Source organism: Streptomyces sp. NPDC006552, assembly GCF_040611655.1.
Classification (GTDB): Bacteria; Actinomycetota; Actinomycetes; order Streptomycetales; family Streptomycetaceae; genus Streptomyces.
Genome location: NZ_JBEXOS010000010.1, coordinates 128,953 through 149,628, shown reverse-complemented (window position 1 = coordinate 149,628; position 20,676 = coordinate 128,953). Strand labels below are relative to the sequence as shown.

Genomic DNA, 20,676 nt, shown 5'->3' with positions numbered 1-20,676 from the left:
ATCACCGGGAAGTGGAACGCCATGTGGCATTCGTCGCCGCCCGAGGGGAAGTCCCCGAAGTAGTCGACGACGTCCTCGGGCCACTGGTTGGCCTCCGCGAGGATGACGACGTCCGGGTACTGCGCGTCGATCTCCTTGCGGACCCGCTTGAGGAACTGGTGCGTGGCCGGCAGGTTCTCGCAGTTGGTGCCCTCCTCGGCGTAGAGGTAGGGGACCGCGTCGAGGCGGAAGCCGTCGATGCCCAGGTCCAGCCAGAACCGCAGTGCGGCGAGGATCTCCTCCTGCACGGCCGGGTTCTCGTAGTTGAGGTCCGGCTGATGGGAGAAGAAGCGGTGCCAGAAGTACTGCTTGCGCACCGGGTCGAAGGTCCAGTTCGACGCCTCGGTGTCGACGAAGATGATCCGCGCGTCCTGGTACTGCTTGTCGTCGTCGGCCCAGACGTAGTAGTCGCCGTAGGGACCGTCCGGGTCGGAACGCGACTGCTGGAACCACTCGTGCTGGTCGCTCGTGTGGTTCATGACGAAGTCGATGATGACTCGCATGCCGCGCTGGTGCGCGGCGTCCACGAACTCCACGAAGTCCGCGAGGTCACCGAACTCCGGCAGCACCGAGGTGTAGTCGGAGACGTCGTAACCGCCGTCGCGCAACGGGGACTTGAAGAACGGCGGCAGCCAGAGGCAGTCGACGCCGAGCCATTGCAGGTAGTCCAGTTTCGCCGTGATGCCCTTGAGGTCACCGACGCCGTCCCCGTTGCTGTCCTGGAAGGAGCGGACGAGTACCTCGTAGAAGACGGCACGCTTGAACCAGTCAGGGTCCCGGTCCTTGGCCGGGGTGTCCTCGAAGGTGTCCGGGACGGGCTCATTCATGATCATGATGTGGGTGACCCTCCGAATTCCGGTTCCAGAGAATTCATCGCGGCGGGGACGGTCGCAGGACCGTGAGGAGGTGCGCGGGTTCCCGGCCCGGTTCCAGGCGCACGTAATTGGTCCTGCCCCAGTGGTGGACGGCTCCGGTCAGTTCGTCGCGGACCGGCACCGACTCGTGCCACGCGAGCCCCAGTTGCGGCATGTCCAATGAGACGGTGGCCTCCTGGGTGTGGTGCGGATCGAGGTTCACGACCACCAGCACCGTGTTCGACCCCGCGCGTTTCGAGTACACGATCACCTCGTCCTTGTCGGCGTGGTGGAAGTGCACATTGCGCAGCTCGCGCAGGGCCGGACTGCGGCGCCGGATCTCGTTCAGCCGGGTGAGCAGCGGGGCGATGGTGCGCCCCTCGCGCTGCGCCGACTCCCAGTCACGGGGGCGCAGTTCGTACTTCTCGGAGTGCAGGTACTCCTCGCTGCCGGGCCGCAGCGGAGCGTTCTCACAGAGTTCGTACCCACTGTAGACGCCCCAGGACGGGGAGAGCGTCGCGGCGAGGACCGCCCGCAGTTCGAAGGCGGGGCGGCCGCCGTGCTGGAGGAACTCGTGCAGGATGTCCGGGGTGTTGACGAAGAAGTTGGGCCGCATGGCGGCGGCCGACTCGCCCGCCAGCTCCGTCACGTACTCGGTGAGTTCGGTCTTGGTGTTGCGCCAGGTGAAGTACGTGTACGACTGCTGGAAGCCGACCTCGGCCAGGGTGCGCATCATCGCCGGGCGGGTGAACGCCTCCGCCAGGAAGATCACGTCCGGGTCGGTGCGGTTGATGTCCGCGATCACGTGCTCCCAGAACACCACCGGCTTGGTGTGCGGGTTGTCGACGCGGAAGATACGCACCCCGTGCGCCATCCAGTGGCGCAGCACCCGCGTCGTCTCGGCTATGAGACCCGGCATGTCCTGGTCGAAGGCGAGCGGATAGATGTCCTGGTACTTCTTGGGCGGGTTCTCCGCGTACGCGATCGAACCGTCGGGACGGTGGTGGAACCACTCCGGGTGCTTCTCCACCCAGGGGTGGTCCGGCGAGCACTGCAACGCGAAGTCGAGAGCGATCTCCAGGCCCAGGTCCCTGGCGGTGGCCACGAACGCGTCGAAGTCGTCGAGCGTGCCGAGATCGGGGTGGACCGCGTCGTGGCCGCCCTCGGCCGAACCGATCGCCCAGGGCACCCCCACATCGTGCGGGCCGGGCGAGAGGCTGTTGTCCGGGCCTTTGCGGAAGGTCGTGCCGATGGGGTGGATCGGCGGCAGGTAGACGACGTCGAAGCCCATCGCGGCGATGGCGGGAAGGCGGCGCGCGGCCGTCGCGAACGTGCCGCTGACCGGCGGCGCGCCCTCGGCCACCACCGCGCCCTCCGAGCGCGGGAAGAACTCGTACCACGACCCGAAGAGCGCGCGCTCGCGCTCCACCAGGAGCGGGAACGGCTCGGAGGCGGTGACCAGTTCGCGCACGGGGTGGCGGGAGAGGACCGCGTCGACGTCCGGCGTGAGGGCGGCGGCCAGCCGGGTGGCGGCCGGGTGCTCGGTGTCCCGGAGCGCGGCGGCGACCTGCAGAACCGTTTCACGCAGCGGCGCCGGCAGCCCCGCCGCGGCCCGCTCGTGGAGCGCCGCGCCCTCCTCCAGGACGAGTTCGGTGTCGATGCCCGCCGGAATCTTGATCCGGGCGGCGTGCCGCCAGGTGGCCACGGGGTCGCCCCATGCCTCCACGGTGAAGGTCCAGGCGCCGGGTGCGTCCGGGGTGACCTCGGCGCCCCAGCGGTCGGTGCCCGGGGCCAGTTCGCGCATCGGGGCCCACGGGCCCGGCGTCCCGTCCGGAGCCGTCAGGACCACGTTCGCGGCGACGGCGTCATGGCCTTCGCGGAAGACGGTGGCCGTGACCTGGAACGTCTCGCCGACGACCGCCTTGGCCGGGCGGCGCCCCCGGTCGACGACCGGACGGACGTCGCGGACCGGGATGCGGCCGAGGGTGACCTGGACCGGGGGCGGAGCCGCGGCCTTGCGCTGGGCCGGGGCCCTGCGCTGGGCGGGGGCCTTGCGGGCGGCGGGGGCCTTGCGGGCGGCCGGCGCCTTGCGCGCGGCCGGGACCGTGGGCGCCGCGGCGTTCTTGGCGGTGTCGGACGCGGCCCCCTTCTTGCGGGCGCGCGGTGGCGGGGGCACTTTCTCGGGGGCCGTGGATTCGCCGGACGGCGTCTGGTCCGAAGACGTCGAAGTAGGGCGCTGTGCGGGCATGACCGCTCCTGTCCGCGGAGATCGGGGGTGGCGGAGACACGTTCGGGGAGGGGGCCGTGCGCTGGTGCGCAAAGGTGTACCGGGGGAGCCTTCCACACTCTTCGGGCGGGCAACCCGGTCCTTTGTTAACTACTCGCGCGTAAGGGCCCGCACCGGTCCGGTCCCGTCCGAAGGAGCAGGACCGGCTCATGAACGCCCCTTTCGCACCAGGGTTGTTGGTCTGCGCCGGTCTGTCCGGCGAGCCGGGCCCGGGCGACGGACGGCCGACCGGGCAGGACGAGTCGGGTACCCCGGTTCGCGCCGCTTGCACGTCCGTTCGCCGGCCGGCCGCGAGGGCGCGGCGGGGGCGCGCCGGCGCGTGCGACGCTGGGACCATGTCGACCATTCACCGCACCACCCTCACGCCCACCAAGACCCAACTCCTCGCCCGCTGGCTGCCGGAGCAGCCCTGGTACCGGGGGACGGGCGCCGAGGAGCCCGTCAAGGCCGGCGGGTTCCGGCTCGACGACCCGGACGGCGAGGTCGGCATGGAGTTCATGGCCGTCACGGACACCTCGGGGGCGCACCCGGTGACGTACCACGTGCCCCTGGCCTACCGCGGCGCCCCGCTGGCGGACGCGCCCGCGGACGCGCTCATCGGCACCCTCACGCACGGCGTGCTCGGTGAGCGGTGGGTGTACGACGGGGCCCGGGACCCGCTGCTGCTCGCCCAGGTGACCGCGCTGCTCAAGGGCGAGGCGCCGGCACACGCGCAGAGCACGGACGGTGCGCTCGACCCGACGGTGCACGCCCGGCTCGACGCGGGCGCGGCCGGGGCGCCCGAGATCGTCCGGGTCCTGGAGCCCGGCGCCTCCGCGCCCGGCGCGGCGGGCGAGGTCACCGCCGAATGGCGCAGTGCGGACGGCAGCCTGGTGCGCGGCGTGTTCGTGCGGGTACCGGCGTAGGGACACCACCCGGCGGGGAGCACCGCAGGGGCGGGGCACGGCGCGGGGCCCGGGTGGCTCCGTGCGCCGTGGCCCGCCGCGCCGCCGCCCACTACCGTCGTCAACGACAGACACCACGGGACGTACGAGGGGGTGCGTCCCGCAGCGGCGCACCCGGCCGCGCCCCTGACCGACCGCCGACCGCCCCCGCTGCACGCGCGAAAGGGGAACTGTGAAGGCCATCCGTCGATTCACCGTCCGTCCGGTCCTGCCCGCACCACTGGCCCCGCTCCAGGAACTCGCCCGCAATCTGCGCTGGTCGTGGCAGCCCGGGACCCGCGACCTGTTCGCCGCCGTCGACCCGGAGCGCTGGGCCGCGTCCGACGGCGACCCCGTGCGGCTGCTCGGCAGCGTGCCGCCGGCCCGGTTCGCCGAGCTCGCCGCCGACGAGGACTTCCTCGCCCGGCTCCGCGAGACCGCCGACGAGCTGCACGGCTACCTGCACGACGACCGCTGGTACCAGACCCAGGACCCGGGGCACGAACTCCCGTCCGCCATCGCCTACTTCTCGCCGGAGTTCGGCATCACCGCGGCGCTGCCGCAGTACTCGGGCGGCCTCGGCATCCTCGCCGGCGACCACCTCAAGGCCGCCAGCGACCTCGGCGTCCCGCTGATCGGGGTGGGGCTGCTCTACCGGCACGGCTACTTCCGGCAGTCGCTCTCCCGCGACGGCTGGCAGCAGGAGACGTACCCCGTCATCGACCCGAACGAACTACCGCTGTCCCTGCTGCGCGAACCGGACGCCACCCCCGCGCACATCGCGCTCGCCCTGCCCGGCGGGCGCCGGCTGCTGGCCCGCGTCTGGGTGGCGCAGGTCGGCCGGGTGCCGCTGCTGCTGCTCGACTCCGACGTCGAGGGCAACGGCGCGCACGAACGCGAGGTGACCGACCGGCTGTACGGCGGCGGCAGCGAGCACCGGCTGCTCCAGGAGATGCTGCTCGGCATCGGCGGGGTCCGGGCCGTGCGCACGTACTGCCGGCTCACCGCGCATCCGGCCCCCGAGGTCTTCCACACGAACGAGGGCCACGCCGGCTTCCTCGGCGTGGAGCGCATCGCCGAACTCGGCGGCGCGGGGCTCGACTTCGACGCGGCCCTCGAAGCGGTCCGGGCCGGCACCGTCTTCACCACGCACACGCCCGTCCCGGCCGGCATCGACCGCTTCGACCGCGAACTGGTCGCCCGGCACTTCGGCGCCGGGGCCGAACTGCCCGCGCTCGACGTGGAGCGCATTCTCGGCCTCGGCATGGAGACGTACCCGGGCGGCGACCCGAACGTCTTCAACATGGCGGTCATGGGCCTGCGCCTCGCCCAGCGCGCCAACGGCGTCTCCACCCTGCACGGCGCGGTCAGCCGGGAGATGTTCTCGGGCCTGTGGCCGGGGTTCGACCCCGAGGAGGTGCCGATCACCTCCGTCACGAACGGGGTGCACGCGCCCACTTGGGTGGCGCCCGAGGTCTACCGGCTCGGCGCCCGCCAGATCGGCGGACGGCGCACCGAGGACGCCCTGTCGATCGGCGGCTCGGAGCGCTGGGACGCGGTCGGCTCCATTCCCGACCAGGACATCTGGCAGCTGCGGCGGGAGCTGCGCGGCCAGCTCGTCGACGAGGTGCGCGGGCGGCTGGCCGCGTCCTGGCGCCAGCGCGGCGCGGGGGCGGCCGAACTCGGCTGGATCGACGGGGTCCTGGACCCGGACGTCCTGACGATCGGCTTCGCCCGCCGCGTCCCCTCGTACAAGCGGCTCACGCTGATGCTGCGCGACCCGGACCGGCTGATGCGGCTGCTGCTCGACGAGGAGCGACCGGTGCAGATCGTGGTGGCGGGCAAGGCGCACCCCGCCGACGACGGCGGCAAGCGGCTCGTGCAGGAGCTGGTCCGCTTCACCGACGACCCGCGCGTGCGCCACCGCATCGTCTTCCTGCCCGACTACGGCATGGCGATGGCGCGCAAGCTCTACCCGGGCTGCGACATCTGGCTCAACAACCCGCTGCGGCCGCTGGAGGCGTGCGGCACGTCCGGGATGAAGGCGGCCCTGAACGGCTGCCTCAACCTCTCGGTCCTGGACGGCTGGTGGGACGAGTGGTTCGAACCGGACTTCGGCTGGGCGATCCCCACCGCCGACGGCACCGCCACCGACGAGCACCGCCGCGACGACCTGGAGGCGGCCGCGCTCTACGACCTCCTGGAGCGCCGGGTGGCTCCCCGCTTCTATGAGCAGGGGCCCCAGGGCCTGCCCGACCGGTGGATCGAGATGGTCCGCCAGACGCTCACCCACCTCGGCCCGAAGGTGCTGGCCGGCCGGATGGTGCGGGAGTACGTCGAGAAGCTGTACGCGCCCGCGGCCCGCGCCGACCGGGCGCTGGACGCGGACGCGGCCCGGGAGCTGGCGGAGTGGAAGGCGCGGGTCCGCGGCGCCTGGCCGGGCGTCGCCGTCGACCACGTCGAGGCGACGGCCGCCACGGCGGAGCTGGGCGCGACCCTCTCGCTCCACGTCCGGGTCGCCCTCGGCGAGCTGGTCCCCGACGACGTCGAGGTCCAGGCGGTGGCGGGCCGGGTCGACGCCGAGGACCGCATCGGGGAGGCGAGCACGGTCCCGCTGAAGCCGGTCGGCGGCCCCGACGAGCAGGGCCGCTGGTCCTACGAGGGCCCTCTCTCCCTGGACCGCACGGGCCCCTACGGCTACACGGTCCGCATCCTGCCCGCCCACCGCCTGCTGGCGTCGGCGGCGGAGGCGGGTTTGGTGACCGTGCCGTCGGAGGCGGTGGGGGAAGGGGCGGGGGTGTTGCTGCGGTGACCTGGCGGGCGCGGTCAGTCGAGGGCGAGCAGAACGATGCTCTCCGAGGCCGGGCGTGCCCTGTCATAACGGTCCTCCAGCCAGGCCAGGGAGGCGACGGCGGAGCGGAACTCCAGTGCCGGCGAGGGGGACCAGGGGGTGCCGCCGTCCGCGGCGAGCTCCGCTTCGGCGGCCAGGATCGCGAGAGCGAGCCTGGCCTGCCGGAACGTGCGGGCGTCGGGGCGGCGCCCACGGCGTAGCAGCGACACGGCGTACTCGTCGACGGCGCGGGCCTGCTCCGCGAGGAAGCGCTCTGCCGGGCCGCTCGGTACGGATTCCACCAGGTGCTGGGCGAACGGGCCGATGCGCTTGGCCGCCTGATGCGGCTCGGCGGTCCACTCGCGCGCAGGCCCGAGCGGCAGTTCGAAGGCGACCGTGTCCCGCTTGTCGGACTGGGTATGGTGCAGACGCGCGGAGTACCGGGATGCTGCGAGCGACAGGGACCTTCCCACACCGAGCGCGTACACGTCCCGGCGCAACGCCAGTATCCGCTTCCGCGCAGTCGCCGCGTCGGTATGGACATCGCTGCCGAGATCACCGGCGAGCGCCGTCTCCACGAGCTCCTGGTGCGGACGGCGCTGACGCCGCTTCTGGTCGGGCCCCGGAGCCGACAGCTGCCTCACCGTCTCCTGCACCCGATGCCAGACACCGCTCAGCGCCCGCGCGGCCTCGTCGTTTCCGGTCGCCGTCAACTTCCTGGGCAGCGAACCCAGTTCGCGCAGTACGTCCGCCTCCAGGAGCGTGATGAACAGGTTGCAGTCATCGAGATGCAGCTGACGGGCGTGTTTGGCCACGGCGTCGACCCGCGCGAGATCGTCCGTCACCCCCAGGGCGAAGTCCGTGTCGAGTGCGAGGCTCTGCCGGTGCACCGCGGTCAGCGTCTGTTCCAGATGCGCCCACTGCGCGCTGGGCGCCTGGTCGACGTCGGTCGTCAGCTGCACCACGAGCCGGATGGCCCGGCGCACGCGCATGACGAGCACCGCAGTGCGCATGCTCAGGGCGAGCGAGGGACCGGAGATGTCCGCTCCGATCCGGGCCTGGAGCTCGGTGGCCGTCAGCCGCCGTGGGTCGGCGCGGCCCGCACCGACCCACAGCGGATCGCGGCCGAGGCCGTCCGGCGGGTCCGCCGTCCAGACGTCGTACACCTGCTGGGTGTCCATCTCCGCCGCGTACGGCAGCCGGAACCGGGCCGGGCCGCCCACGGTCTCGTTCACCCAGTCGACGAACGCCACGGCGTCGTGCCGTCGCACGCCCGTGACCACGTCGTCCTTGCCGGGAACGTCTCCGCTGTCGGGACGCGCCGCCCCGTACCAGCCGCCGCGGTCACGCAGGAAGCGTGCGTACGTGCCGACATCGACCGGAGCGCAGAGCCGCCCGCCGCTGCCGGCTCGCTTGGTGCCCCGCAGCCGCCGCAGCAGGAAGACACCGTCGACCAGTCTGCGGTGCTCGTCGTCCAACCGGGCGTCCGCGGGCGCGTCCAGCAGCCGCTCCAGACGGGCCCGGAGCTCCGGATCCAGCTCGTTCCCCTCCTCGGCGCACTCGAAGGCCAGCGCGAGCGCGGACACACTGCCCGCGCGTAGTCCCGCCTCTACCAAGGGACCGACATCGGCTCCGGCCGCGTAGAGAAGGGTGCACTCGCGCCACCAGTCGTCCTCCACGGCGGCCACCAGGGTGTCGACCAGTCCCTTCTCGCGCACGTGCTCGGCGGCGAGGTACTCCTGGATGGTGAGGTGGGCGAAGCCGTACAGGCCTTTCTCGCGCTCCACCAGCAGACCGTTCGCACTGACGTCGTCGAGGAACGCCTCCGCCGTGAGGTGCGCGGAGACACGCGGTAGGACCTGCCTCAAAGCCCGTTCGCACTGGCTCCGGGTATGCGTGGCGGTGCGCGCGGTCATCATCACGAACGCCAGCTCCCGCAGGACCGTCTCCTTCTGCGCCCCGCGTGGTTGCACCATGAGCTGTTTGGCGTCGTGCCGCCGCCACAGCATCACCTGGCAGATCTCCCGGTACAGATCGGCTCGGCTGCCGGGCAGCGCACCCCGGTAGCGGTGGACGTTGGCGATCATGGTGAGGAGGAGCGGGTTCACGGTCAGGTCGTACAGGTCCGGATTGGCCCGCAGCCGTCTCAGCAGATCCGCGGCCTGCTCCTCGGCCCGTGACGTGGCGTCCTCCGCGCCCTCGGGGCTCGCGTGCCGCTCGACCGCCAGATACCAGCTATGGATGAACCGTGCCATCTGGTCATCGGTGAACTGCCGGGTCTGCAGCACGGTGGCGCCTTCCACCGGTGCGCTCAGGTAACCGCGGGGCCGGGACGTGATGATGTAGTCGTTGCCGGGATAGTCCTTGATCTGCCGCTCGACCCAGTTGACGACGATGCGCCGGGCCAGCAGGTCCGCGACCTCGTCCAGGCCGTCCAGCAGGATGAGGCACTCCCCGGCCTCGAGGCGTTCCTCGAACCAGCCCACCGGCTCGTCCTGCGCGTACCGGCCGAGGCCCGAGCGGATCACATCGGCCAGCGAGAGCCGGCTGTCAGCCGTGAGGTCGTCGGCGACACTGCGCAGGTACAGCAGCACGGGAACGCTTCGGGTGCGTCGTTCCTTCGCCAGGCAGGCCTGGCGGGCCGTGTGCCGCAGGAGCGTGGTCTTCCCGGTTCCGGGAGCGCCTACGACGGCGAGCACACGCCCCTGTTCCCCATCGAGGAAGTCGGTGATCGAGCGACGCTCGTCCGTGGGGTTGTCGCTGAGCACGTCCTCGGGAATCTGCCCCGGAGCCCGGAAAGCGAGGCTCACGTTCACGTAGACCGCGTCGAGCTCGGGCGCGTAGTGCCCGATGGTCGCCAGCCCCTTCTGATCCATGACCCGCAGGCTCAGCGCCAGGTACTGCCTGTAGACGCGTCCGAAGGAGCTGATGCGGCGGCTGAGCGCGCCATCGGCACTGTCCAGCCATCGTCCGCGGCGCATCGCGACGAGGTCTCGGACGAATCCGCCCACGAACCGCCCCGCGACGAGGACCAGCGCGTACAGGAGGAAGAGGAGAGTGGCCACCACATAGTGCTCGCGGACGAGATCGTGGAAGAGGCCGGTCAGGGCGGACGGCGGTACGAGGAGAGCGCCGAGCCGACCGAGCTTGGGCAGCAATGCCGCCCCGGACGCTGCCTCTTTGCGCTCCGCTTCCGCAGTCATGAGCCAATTATCGTGCAGGCAGGGGGCGTTGGGACGGCAGAAGCGGCAATCGCGACGGAGTCAGGGGCGCACGGGGACGATGTCCCGTACGCCCCTGACGCGAAGCGGTGTCCGGCTACTTGACGTTCACGCCCGCCCAGGCCGCGCCCACGGCCTTGTACTCGGCCGAGGTCGCGCCGTACAGGGCCTTCGCCGCGTTCAGCGTGCCGGTGCGCGCCGCCGCGTAGTTGGTGTTCGACGTGAAGTACGTCGTCAGCGCCTTGAACCAGATCTGCTCGGCCTTGGTCCGGCCGATCCCGGTGACGGTGGACCCGTTCGACGTGGGGGAGTCGTAGGCGACGCCGTTGATCGTCTTCTTTCCGCTGCCCTCGCTGAGCAGGTAGAAGAAGTGGTTGGCGATGCCGGAGGAGTAGTGCACGTCGACGTTGCCCGCGCCGGACTTCCAGGCGTCGAGCGAGGCGCCGTCCTTGCTGGGCTTGTCCATGTAGCGCAGCGGGGTGCCGTCGCCGTTGATGTCGATCTTCTCGCCGATGAGGTAGTCGCCGACGTCCTTGCTGTTCTTCGCGTAGAACTCGACCGAGGTGCCGAAGATGTCGGAGGTGGCCTCGTTCAGGCCGCCGGACTCACCGCTGTAGACGAGGCCCGCTGTCGCCGAGGTGACGCCGTGGCTCATCTCGTGCGCGGCCACGTCGAGCGCGGTGAGGGGGTTCTTGTTGCCCTCGCCGTCGCCGTAGGTCATGCAGAAGCAGCTGTCGTCCCAGAACGCGTTGACGTAGGCGTTGCCGTAGTGGACGCGGGAGTAGGCACCCTTGCCGTCGCCGTTGATGCCGCTGCGGCCGTGCACGTTCTTGTAGTAGTCCCAGGTCTCCTGGGCGCCGTAGGCGGCGTCGACACCGGCGGTCGCGGGGTCGCTCGTGGTGCCGTTGCCCCACTTGTCGTCGGCGTCGGTGAACAGCGTGCCCTTGCCGGACGAGCCGTTCTTGAGGTTGTACGTGGAGTGGCCGCCGCGCGTCGGGTCCGTGAGGGCGTAGGACGAGCCGGACTTGGTGGTGCCGATCTGCACGCTGCCGCTGTACTCGGACTCGCCGGCGCCGGTGTGGATCGCGTCGTACTCGAAGATCTTCTTGCCGGTCGCCGCGTCGGTGATGACGTGCAGCTTGCTCGGCGTGCCGTCCTTCTGCGTGCCGGTGACGACCTTCTCGTAGGCGAGTCTCGGCGTGCCGGTCGCGGCCCACACGACCTTGCGGGCGCCGGACGGGGCGGCCTTGAGGGAGGCGCCGGTGGTGGCCACGTCGATCGACTTGGCGGTGGCGCGGGTGACGCCCTCGCGGCTGCCGGACTTCGTCTCGTGCACGACCAGGTCGCCGCCGAGGACGGGCAGGCCGTCGTAGGTCCGCTCGTAGCGGGTGTGGGTCGCGCCGTCGCGGTCCTTGACCACGTCGCGCACGACGAGCTTCTCCTTGGCGCCGAGCTTCAGCTCCTTGGCGGTCGCCGACGCCTGGGCGCTCGCGTCCTTGACCAGGTCCGCGTGGACCGTGGCGCTCAGGTTCAGCGGGGTGGCGGCGGGGACGCCGGCCTCGGCGGAGGCGCCGGTGGCGGTGAAGGCTCCGGCGACCAGGGAGCCGGCGGCGACGGCCGTGGCGAGCGCGAGGGAGGTACGACGGGATATGTGGGAGGTCACGAAGAAAGCTCCTTGATGGTGGGGGGAGTGAGCTTTGCCGTGCGGGTGGTGCGGGTGGTACGCGTGCGGTGGTGCGTGCCGTACGGGGTCAGTGGGGCCGTACGGGGTGTGCGTGCCGTGCGGGAAACTCTGGCAGTTGAGGACCGGAGATGTCATGTACGTGATCGCAGGTTGGCCGGAATTCGTTCGTTGAGCGAAAACTGACGCACGTATTGCGAACGGGCGGTGACATCTCGCCACGTGAACGGGCGCGCCGTCCCGGGAAGTCGAACCACCGGGGCGACGCGCCCAGACCTGCGAAGAAGCGGCCTGTGGAGCCGGAACCGCTTACGGGAACGTCAGCTTGAAGCTGTTGATGTAGCCGACGTCCTGCGGACCGAGGTCCTTGGCCTGAAGCTTCCAGACACCGTTGGCGTTCTCCGTGGAGGCGTTCACCGTGTACGTGGTCTGGATGTTGGGGGTCGGGTCGTACGCGGAGGAGTGCAGCCGGTACGCCTTCCCGCTCGGGCCGATCAGGTCCACCTGGAGGTCACCGCTCCACGTGTGCACGATGTCGACGCCGACCTGCAGCGTGGACGGGGCCTTGCCGGAGATGCCGGTCACCGTGACCGACGAACTGACGGCCGCGCCGGGCGAGTCGGGGATGTTGACGTTCGTGTCGTTGGTGAACGTCTTGCCGGTGCCCGGGTCGCCGCCGCCGGAGCGGGCGCCGACGTTGATCGCGGCGAACGCGTCCTGGACCGCCTTGTACTCGGTGGACGTCGTCCCGTACAGCTCGCCCGCCGCCGCCAGGGCGCCGGTACGCGCGTTCGCGTAGTTGGTGGTCGAGGTGAACTTCGTGGTCAGCGCCTTGAACCAGATCAGCGCGGCCTTGTCGCGGCCGATGCCGGTGACGGGCAGGCCGTCGGAGGTCGGGGAGTTGTAGCTCGTCCCGTTGACGACCTTCGCGCCGCTGCCCTCGCTGAGCAGGTAGAAGAAGTGGTTGGCCGGGCCGGACGAGTAGTGCACGTCGACGCTGCCTATCCCGGAGTACCAGGAGTCCTTCGACGCGCCGTCCTTGCTCGGCTTGTCCATGTAGCGCAGCGGGGTGCCGTCGCCGTTGATGTTGATCTTCTCGCCGACCAGGTAGTCACCCGGGTCGGACGGGTTGTTGGCGTAGAACTCGACCGCCGCGGCGAAGATGTCGGAGGTCGCCTCGTTCAGGCCGCCCGACTCACCGCTGTAGTTGAGGCCCGCGGTGTTCGAGGTGACGCCGTGCGTCATCTCGTGCGCGGCCACGTCGATCGAGGTGAGCGGGTGCGTGTTGCTGGTGCCGTCGCCGTACGTCATGCAGAAGCAGCTGTCGTCCCAGAACGCGTTGACGTAGTTGTTGCTGTAGTGCACCCGGCTGTACGCCCCGACACCGTCCCCGCGGATGCCGGTGCGGCCGTGCACGTTCTTGTAGTAGTCCCAGGTCAGCGCGGCGCCGTAGTGCGCGTCGGCGGCGGCGGTCTCGGCGTTGCTCGCGCTGCCGTTGCCCCACACGTCGTCCGGGCCGGAGAAGAGGGTGCCCGTCCCCGAGGAGCCGTGGTTGAGGTTGTACGTCTTGTGGCCGCCGCGCCCGGTGTCGTTGAGGGTGTACGACGAACCGGACTGGGCGGTGCCGAGGGTGACGGTGCCGCTGTACTGGGTGTTGCCGGTGCCGGTCTCGATCCCCTGCCACTCGTGCAGCTTCTTGCCGGTGGCGGCGTCCGTGATGACGTGCAGCTGGTTGGGCGTGCCGTCCTCCTGGAGGCCGCCGACCACGGTCTCGTACGCGAGGGTCGGCTGACCCTTGGCCGCGCCCTGGCCCAGCCAGATCACCTTGCGCGGGGCGCGGTCGGCCTCGGTCTTCTTCGAACCGTCGGCCTTGGCGAGCGTCACGGCCTGCGCCTCGGCGGCGGCCGGCTTCACACCGGCCGTCGTCCGCACGCCCTTGAGCTGCGCCTTGGACGCCTTGGTGACGCCCTCCTGGGCGCCGGACTTCGCCGTGTCGACGATCAGGTCACCGCCGAGGACGGGCAGTCCGGCGTAGGTGCGCTCGTACCGGGTGTGCGTCGTGCCGTCCTTGTCCTGCAGCACGTCCCGGACGACGAGCTTCTCCTGGGTGCCCAGGCCGAGCCGCTTCGCGGTGTCGGCCTTCGCCTTCGTGGTGTTCGCCGTGCGCAGCAGTTCGGCGCGTTTGGCCGGCGAGAGCTTGGCGGGCAGGGCGCCCGGGTCGGCGCCGCGGGTGGCGTTCGCCGTGATGGCGGAGGCGGCCTGGGCCGTGTCCGCGCCGGCGCCGGCGGCGGCCGGACCCGACTGGAACGCCACGGCGAGCAGGGCGGTGACGGCGCCGACGGCCGCGGCGGCGGTGGCCCGGCGTCTGTGGGAGGTGGAGGTGCTTCTCAACGCTGACTCCTTCTGCGCGGCCGCAGTGGTGTGCGGCCAGTGGGGACCGGGCGGCGGGTGGCCGGCCGGGCGAAACGCAGTACAGGCAGTGCGGAAACGTGCGGGTGGAACGGTGAACTCGGCCTGTCCGCACTCGGGCTGTGGGGCAGCTGTGCGGTGGCCGTTGGGAAGAGTGGCAGCAGAGAGCGGGTGCTGTCAGGAGCGCGTCAACAGGTTGGCCGGATTTGGTTCGGTGCGCGGGGGAGCGTGTTCGATATGCGGCGCGGGTCGGACTTGGTGCGGCTTGGCTTCGGCGGGGGTTTGTTCGTGTGTAGGGAGTGTGTGCGAGGGGGCTGGGTTGCGTGAGGGGGTGGCTGGAATGCGCCGGGGGTCTCGACCCGGTGACCCGCGGCTCTTCTGGGGGCGGTGTTCCGACCCGGGGCGGCGGGACGCGGGCTGGGTTTGCGTGTCCGCGCAGGGTGGGGTGAGCGGTCCTCGGCTCGCGGCGGGTTCGTGTCGCCGCTCGGGGGAGGGCGGGCGGCGGGCTCCGGGCGAGGGGGTGGCACGATCCGGGTGGGTGCCCGTCCAGGGCAGCGGGGTGCGGGCCGCTGCTCGGGGGAGGGCGGGCTCCGGGTAGCGAGGTGCGGCCCGTGGCCCCAACTGGCCGCGGCGTGCCACGATCCCGGCCGATGGGCTCGGCGGCGAGTGGTCGTCATGCGGTGCGGGGTGTCGTCGTCCGGCGTTGGGTTCGGCGGTGGGTGGTTGTTGTCCGGTGCGCCGTGCCACGATCCGGGCGATGGGCTCGGCGCCCGGCTGTCATCCGTTACGCGGTGGCGGGATCCGGCCCACGGGGTCAGCAGCGGGCGGCGGGGTCCCGGTTCGGCCCCTAGTCGTCGGCCGGGGCTGGGCCGACCAGGCTCTCCCGCCACGCTCGGTGCAGGTCCGCGAAGTGGCCCGTGGCTGCGATCAGGGTGGACGGGGGGCCGTCCTCCACCACCCGGCCGTGTTCCATCACCAGGACACGGTCCGCGATCTCCACCGTGGAGAGGCGGTGCGCGATCACCACCGCGGTGCGCCCGCGCAGCACCGTACGCATCGCCCGCTGCACCGCCCGCTCCCCGGGCACGTCCAGCGAACTGGTCGCCTCGTCGAGGATGAGCACCGCCGGATCCGCCAGCAGGGCCCGGGCGAACCCCACCAACTGGCGCTGGCCCGCCGAGATGCGCCCGCCGCGCTTGCGCACATCCGTGTCGTACCCGTCGGGCAGCGCGGTGATGAACCCGTGCGCGCCGATCGCCTTCGCCGCGGCCTCGATCTCCGCGCGGCTCGCCTCCGGGCGCCCGATCGCGATGTTCTCGGCGACCGTCCCGGAGAACAGGAACGCCTCCTGCGTGACCATCACCACCGCGCGCCGCAACTCCGCGTGGGGCAGCTCCCGCAGATCGACCCCGTCGAGCAGCACCCGCCCGTGCGAGGGGTCGTAGAACCGGGCCAGCAGCTTCGCCAGCGTGGACTTGCCCGCGCCCGTGGAGCCGACGACGGCCACCGTCTGCCCGGCCGGCAGCCGCAGGTCGAAGCGGGGCAGCACCTCGCCGCCGGTGCGGTAGCCGAAGGAGACGTCGGCGAAGTGCACGTCGCGCCCCGGCCGGCCGTCGCGCGGCGCGGGCAGCTCCCGCGGGGCAGCCGGCTCGGGCACCGACGGCGTCTGTTCCAGCAGACCCGCGATCTTCTTCAGGGACGCGGCCGCGGATTCGTAGGAGTTGAGGAACATCGCGAGCCGGTCGATGGGGTCGTACAGGCGGCGGACGAAGAGGACCGCGGCCGCCAGCACGCCGAGCGCGAGGGTGCCGGCCGCGACCCGGTAGGCGCCCCACAGGACCATGCCCGCGACCGCCGTGTTCGCCAGCAGCCGCGAGCCCACGACGTAGCGCGCCATCTCCAGCATGGCCGTGCCGTTGGCCCGCTCGTGGCGGCGGTTCAGCACGGCGAAGTGCGCGTCGTTGGCCCGCTCGCGGCGGAACGCGCGCACCGGCCGGATCCCGTTGACCGTCTCGACGAACTTCACGATGACGGCCGCGATCGCCGACGACCGCTCGCCGTACGCCCGCGCCGCCCGCCGCCGGTAGAGCCGGATCAGCACGGCCAGCGGGACGAAGGAGAGCGCGGCGACCGCCCCGATGCCCAGGTCGAGCCAGAGCAGCATCGCCGTGATGTAGAGCGCGGCCAGGATGACGTTGACCAGCTCTTGCAGGCCCTCCGCGAGCAGTTCGCGCAGCGCCTCGACGTCCGTCGTGGCCCGCGAGATGACCCGGCCCGAGGTGTAGCGGTCGTGGAAGTCGACGCTCAGCGCCTGCGCGTGCCCGAAGATCCGGCCGCGCAGATCGAGCAGCACGTTCTGGCTGACGCGCGCGGAGAAATGGATGTACGCGTACTGGAAGGCGGCCGAGCAGCAGGCGGTGAGCGCGAACCCGGCGCCGACCGCGATCAGCGGGCCGCGGTCGTGCGCCCGGAACGCGGGCACCGCGCTGTCGATGGCGTACGCGACGATCAGCGGCCCGGACTGCACGGCCGCCTGCTGGAGCAGGAGCGCGAGGACCGTCAGCCACGCCGTGCGCCGGTAGGGCGCGAGCAGCGAGCGCAGCAGCAGCCCCGTCGCGCCCTTGGACGTGGGCAGGTCGTCCTGGTCGAACGGGTCGCCGGGGGAGGGCGGCCGGACGGACTCGGCGGGCGCGTCCGGTTCGGCCTGCGGCCCGCTCCGCGCGGTGTCGGCGGTGTCGGCGGTGGTCGTCATCGCTGCGTCGCCTCTTCGGTGTCGGCGGCCGGGTCCCCGGACATCAGATGGCGGTACTCCGCGCTCGTGCGCAGCAGTTCCTGGTGGGTGCCGACGGCGCTGACGCGCCCCTCGGAGAGCAGCGCGACCCGGTCGGCGAGCAGCACCGTGGACGGGCGGTGTGCGACGACGAGGGCGGTGCTGTCCGCGAGCACCCGGCGCAGCGCGGCCTCGACCGCGGCCTCGGTGTGCACGTCGAGCGCGGACAGCGGGTCGTCCAGGATCAGATAGCGCGGCGCCCCGACCACGGAACGGGCGAGCGCGAGCCGCTGGCGCTGACCGCCCGACAGGCTCAGCCCCTGCTCGCCGACCTGCGTGTCCACGCCGTCGGGCAGTCGCCGCACGAAGTCGGCCTGCGCCACCGCGAGCGCCCGCTCCACCTGCTCGGGCGTGCCGTCGACCGCCCCCATCAGCACGTTCTCCGCGACCGACGCGGAGAAGAGCGTGGGCTCCTCGAAGGCCACCGACACCAGCGTGCGCAGCTCCTCGCGCGGGAAGGTCGTGATGTCCCGCCCGTCGAGCGTGATGCGCCCCGCCGTGGCGTCGTACAGCCGGGGCACCAGCGCCGTCAGCGTGGTCTTGCCGCTGCCGGTCGCCCCGACCAGGGCCATGGTCTCGCCGGAGCGGACGTGCAGGTCGATGTGGCGCAGCGTCGGCGCGGAGTCCCCGGCGGCGTCCGGGTAGCGGAAGGCGACCCCCTCGAACCGCAGCCCGTCCCCGCCCGGTCCGGCGGTGGCCGGCCGCACCCGCGGGTCCTCCTGCCCGGCGTCCATCACCTCGAAGTAGCGCCGGGTGGCCGTCGCCGCCTCCTGGCTCATCGCGAGCAGGAAACCGATGGACTCGATGGGCCAGCGCAGCGCGAGCGCCGTCGACAGGAACGCGACCAGGGTGCCCGCGGAGAGCGCCCCGTCGGCGACCTGCACCGTGCCCATGACCAGCGCCGCGCCGAGCGCCACCTCGGGCAGCAGCGTGATCACCCCGAGGATGCCCGCGAGCAGCCGGGCCTTGGTCAGCTCGGTGCCGCGCAGGGTGCGCGACAGGTCGTGGAAGGCGCGGGCCTGACTGCGGTGGCGCCCGAACCCCTTGATGATCCGGATGCCGAGCACGGACTCCTCGACGACCGTCGTCAGATCGCCGACCTGGTCCTGGGCGCGACGCGACGCCCGCGCGTACCCGTGCTCGAACCGGTAGCAGACCGCGATCAGCGGCACCGCCGGCGCCACCAGCACCAGACCGAGCGTCCAGTCCTGCGCCAGGAGCAGGGCGAGCCCGGCGCAGATCGTCACCCCGTTCACGATCAGGAACGTCAGCGGGAAGGCGAGGAACATCCGCACGACCATCAGGTCCGTGGTGGCGCGGGAGAGCAGCTGCCCCGAGGCCCACCGGTCGTGGAAGGAGACGGGCAGCCGCTGGAGGTGGCGGTACAGATCGGCCCGCATCGCCGCCTCGACCCCGGCGAGGGGCCGCGCGATGAGCCACCGCCGCAGCCCGAACAGCAGCGCCTCCACGACGCCGAGCGCGAGCAGCACCCCGGCGCCGAGCCAGACCCCGCCCGGGTCCCGGTGGGTGACCGGCCCGTCCACGATCCACTTCAGCACCAGCGGGAAGAGCAGCCCCAGGCACGAGGCGAGCACGGCCACCGTCGCGGCGCCCGCCCAGCGCGCCCGCACCGGCCGCACGTACGGGTACAACCGCAGCAGCGTCCGCGCCGCCGACTGCCGTACAGGCGCCGCGTGTTGTTCCGCCTCGTCGATCCGTCCGGGGTCCGTGGTAGCTGCATCCGTAGTCGCCATCAGGAGGGAGACTACGGTTCGGCACTGACAACGCCCAGTGGGTTTTCCGGCGCCCGCGGCCCGGGGTCGTAGCGCCGGTCAACCGATCGGATGATGCGCCTTCGAGCGCGATGGCCGATGCCCGGGGCGCCCCCGCCGGGTGACGCTGGAGCCATGACCACCACCAGTGCACCGCTCATCGAGGTCACCGGGCTGCGCAAGTCGTACGCCGGGCGGGCCGTCGTCGACGGGATCTCCTTCACCGTGGAGGAAGGCGAGATCTTCGGCATCCTCGGACCCAACGGGGCCGGGAAGACCACCACCGTGGAGTGCGTCGAGGGGCTGCGCCTGCCCGACGAGGGACAGGTGCGCGTGGCCGGTCTCGACCCGGTCCGCGACCACGATGCGGTCACCCGCATCCTCGGCGCCCAGCTCCAGGAGAGCGAGGTCCAGGCGAAGCTGACCGTGCGCGAGGCGCTGGAGCTGTACTCCTCCTTCTACCCGGACCCGCTCGACTGGCGGCCGCTGGCGCGGCGGCTGCGCCTCGACGAGAAGCTGACCACCCGCTTCGCCAAGCTCAGCGGCGGCCAGAAACAGCGCCTGTTCATCGCGCTCGCCCTCGTCGGCAACCCGCGCGTGGTCGTCCTGGACGAACTGACCACCGGGCTCGACCCGCGCGCCCGCCGCGACACCTGGCAGCTCATCGAGGACGTGCGCGACAGCGGCGTCACCGTCCTGCTCGTCACGCACTTCATGGAGGAGGCGCAGCGGCTGTGCGACCGCATCGCCGTCATCGACCAGGGCCGCGTCGCCGCCCTCGACACCCCGGCCGGGCTGATCAGCCGGGCCGCCGGGGCGACCGTCATCTCCTTCACGCCGTCCGCGCCGCTCGACGCGCGGGAACTGGCCGCGCTCCCCGGCCTCGCGAGCGTCGAGCACCGGGACGGCCGCACGACCCTGACCGGCGGCGACGAGACCGTCAACGCCGTCATCACGCTGCTCGCCCGGCACCACATCACCGCCCACCAACTCCGCGTCGTCGACGCCACCCTGGACGACGCCTTCCTCGACCTGACAGGAGCCGGCCGGTCATGAGCGCCCTCACCACCACCCCCGCACCCCGGCCCGGCGCGCACGCGGCCGTGCTGAAGAGCGAGTTCCGGCTGTTCCTGCGCGAGCCCGGCTCCCTCTTCGGTATCGCCGTCTTCCCGCCCGTGCTGCTGGTGATCCTCGGCTCCATCCCCGCGTTCCGCGAGGCCGGCTCGGGCCCGGACGGCCTGCGCCTGATCGACGCGTACGTCCCCGTCACCGTGCTGCTCCCGCTGATCGTGGCCGGACTCCAGGCGATGGCGCCGGTCATCGCCGGATACCGGGAGCGCGGCATCCTGCGCCGTATGTCGGCCACGCCGGTGCGGCCGCCCGCGCTGCTCGGCGCGCAGATGGCCATCCACGGCGTCGCCGCCCTGCTCTCCGCGCTGCTCTCGCTCGCCATCGGCCGGCTCGCCTTCGCGGTGCGGCTGCCGCCGCAGGCGTTCGGCTACCTGCTCGCGCTGGTGCTCTCGGTCGTCGTCGCGCTCTCGCTCGGCGCGCTGGTCGCGGCCCGGGCCCGCACCCAGAAGGTCGCCGGTGCCATCGGCTCGGCCGTCTTCTTCCCCAGCATGTTCTGCGCCGGGGTGTGGCTGCCGGTGCAGTCGATGCCGGACACGCTCGCCCGGGTCATCGAGTGCACGCCCTTCGGCGCCGCGTCCCAGGCCCTGGCCGAGGCGGCGGCGGGGAGCTGGCCGGGCTGGTCCCACCTCCTCGTCCTTCTCGCGTGGGCCGCCGTCCTGTCCGGCGCCGCGGCGCGCTGGTTCCGCTGGGAGTGACGCG

General features: G+C 72.1%; 11 protein-coding genes. 4 read left to right on the top strand and 7 right to left on the bottom strand.

Going from position 1 to position 20,676, the window contains the following annotated elements; translation table 11 throughout:
- Both ABZY33_RS09285 and ABZY33_RS09280 read right to left on the bottom strand, forming a co-directional pair.
- A partial coding sequence (locus ABZY33_RS09285) for an alpha-amylase family glycosyl hydrolase (RefSeq protein ID WP_356490888.1) occupies window positions 1-872 on the bottom strand: 872 nt, incomplete at its 3' end.
- A 37-nt stretch (window positions 873-909) separates the two neighbouring features.
- Entirely contained in the window at window positions 910-3,141 is a 2,232-nt protein-coding gene (locus tag ABZY33_RS09280) for a maltotransferase domain-containing protein (protein WP_356490887.1), read from the bottom strand.
- Between the two features lie 374 nt (window positions 3,142-3,515).
- Here ABZY33_RS09280 and ABZY33_RS09275 point away from each other — a divergent pair, with 374 nt between their 5' ends.
- Window positions 3,516-4,085 carry a 1,4-alpha-glucan branching protein gene (locus tag ABZY33_RS09275; protein ID WP_356490886.1) on the top strand — a complete coding sequence of 190 codons (570 nt, stop codon included), beginning with the start codon at window positions 3,516-3,518 and terminating at the stop codon, window positions 4,083-4,085.
- Between the two features lie 211 nt (window positions 4,086-4,296).
- A complete protein-coding gene (gene glgP / locus ABZY33_RS09270) occupies window positions 4,297-6,915 on the top strand; it encodes an alpha-glucan family phosphorylase (protein WP_356490885.1) in 2,619 nt (872 codons plus the stop codon).
- Window positions 6,916-6,929: 14 nt separating this feature from the next.
- Here glgP and ABZY33_RS09265 read toward each other — a convergent pair whose 3' ends face one another.
- From ABZY33_RS09265 to ABZY33_RS09245, 5 genes are all read right to left on the bottom strand, one after another.
- A complete protein-coding gene (locus tag ABZY33_RS09265; protein WP_356490884.1) occupies window positions 6,930-10,136 on the bottom strand; it encodes an NACHT domain-containing protein in 3,207 nt (1,068 codons plus the stop codon).
- 115 nt (window positions 10,137-10,251) lie between these two features.
- Entirely contained in the window at window positions 10,252-11,817 is a 1,566-nt protein-coding gene (locus tag ABZY33_RS09260; RefSeq protein ID WP_356490883.1) for a M4 family metallopeptidase, read from the bottom strand.
- Between the two features lie 327 nt (window positions 11,818-12,144).
- Window positions 12,145-14,226: a M4 family metallopeptidase gene (locus ABZY33_RS09255; RefSeq protein ID WP_356490882.1), complete on the bottom strand. Its 2,082-nt coding sequence runs from the start codon at window positions 14,224-14,226 to the stop codon at window positions 12,145-12,147.
- Between the two features lie 865 nt (window positions 14,227-15,091).
- Window positions 15,092-16,996 carry an ABC transporter ATP-binding protein gene (locus tag ABZY33_RS09250; RefSeq protein ID WP_356490881.1) on the bottom strand — a complete coding sequence of 635 codons (1,905 nt, stop codon included), beginning with the start codon at window positions 16,994-16,996 and terminating at the stop codon, window positions 15,092-15,094.
- Complete coding sequence (locus ABZY33_RS09245; protein ID WP_356490880.1) at window positions 16,993-18,828, bottom strand: ABC transporter ATP-binding protein; 1,836 nt, start codon at window positions 18,826-18,828, stop codon at window positions 16,993-16,995. Before ABZY33_RS09245 ends, ABZY33_RS09250 begins: the two co-directional genes overlap by 4 nt.
- 153 nt (window positions 18,829-18,981) lie before the next feature.
- Between ABZY33_RS09245 and ABZY33_RS09240 the strand changes: the two genes are divergently transcribed.
- Entirely contained in the window at window positions 18,982-19,902 is a 921-nt protein-coding gene (locus ABZY33_RS09240) for an ABC transporter ATP-binding protein (protein ID WP_356490879.1), read from the top strand.
- Complete coding sequence (locus ABZY33_RS09235) at window positions 19,899-20,672, top strand: ABC transporter permease (RefSeq protein WP_356490878.1); 774 nt, start codon at window positions 19,899-19,901, stop codon at window positions 20,670-20,672. Before ABZY33_RS09240 ends, ABZY33_RS09235 begins: the two co-directional genes overlap by 4 nt.
- Window positions 20,673-20,676: the final 4 nt, after the last annotated feature.

Bases quoted from the DNA above. Each gene is read 5' to 3' on its own strand.
- ABZY33_RS09245 (WP_356490880.1), bottom strand. From the start codon at position 18,828: ATGGCGACTACGGATGCAGCTACCACGGACCCCGGACGGATCGACGAG.
- ABZY33_RS09240 (WP_356490879.1), top strand. From the start codon at position 18,982: ATGACCACCACCAGTGCACCGCTCATCGAGGTCACCGGGCTGCGCAAG.
- ABZY33_RS09275 (WP_356490886.1), top strand. From the start codon at position 3,516: ATGTCGACCATTCACCGCACCACCCTCACGCCCACCAAGACCCAACTC.
- ABZY33_RS09280 (WP_356490887.1), bottom strand. From the start codon at position 3,141: ATGCCCGCACAGCGCCCTACTTCGACGTCTTCGGACCAGACGCCGTCC.
- ABZY33_RS09265 (WP_356490884.1), bottom strand. From the start codon at position 10,136: ATGACTGCGGAAGCGGAGCGCAAAGAGGCAGCGTCCGGGGCGGCATTG.
- ABZY33_RS09250 (WP_356490881.1), bottom strand. From the start codon at position 16,996: ATGACGACCACCGCCGACACCGCCGACACCGCGCGGAGCGGGCCGCAG.
- ABZY33_RS09235 (WP_356490878.1), top strand. From the start codon at position 19,899: ATGAGCGCCCTCACCACCACCCCCGCACCCCGGCCCGGCGCGCACGCG.